We start from the raw sequence: 647 nt of genomic DNA on the forward strand, positions 1-647 counted from the left end.
TTGATGGTCTCGGAAACCAGAAATCACCTGTTGTTCTAATTGGGATAATCGTTCTAACTGAGATTCTAAAATTGGTTCTAAGTCACCTAAAAAGATGTCCTCGCTGTGGCTTAAAAATAGGGAAACGCTACCATCAAATAGTTCGACTATGGTTGAGGCGATGATATTTAACCAGGTAGGATGTCCTTGATAGAGGTTGATTAATTCCGGCCATTTGTCGGAGTCGGTTAATTGGTGCGATCGCCAAATTTCCTCAGCATCGGCTGATAATCCTTTCAGGTGTAACGTGCGGGTGGAGTGTGTTTCCGCTTCTAAGGTAGCAATGGCTCTAGGTTTTTCCCAACTGAGGAGAATCACGCAACTTTGATGATGGTTTTTGGCAATTTTCCGAAAAATTGTCCGGTATTCTTTAAAGTCTGTCAAGTATTCCCCCGCCAATGCACCGCTTTTAAAAAGATTGTGTAGGTCATCCAATATGACTAAGCAACGGCAGTGACGGAAATAATCAATTATTGTAGGAAATGGGGGATTTTGTGACTGGTAAAAAAATTGTTGCAGTTGGTTTGTTAGGGAGGAAAAGGTGGGAGTTTCTGTGAGACTTTTCCAACAAATATAGTCAAATTCCGGCTGAATTTGTTCGATTAGTT

Annotated in this window: 1 pseudogene; it reads right to left on the minus strand. The window is 41.1% G+C overall.

The window, feature by feature from the left end:
* Positions 1–647, minus strand: a pseudogene (locus ACTIE0_RS24875) (ATPase); the annotation flags it as partial.

Origin of the sequence: Limnospira sp., assembly GCF_051859755.1 — a bacterium.
In the GTDB taxonomy this organism is placed as follows: domain Bacteria; phylum Cyanobacteriota; class Cyanobacteriia; order Cyanobacteriales; family Microcoleaceae; genus Limnospira; species Limnospira fusiformis.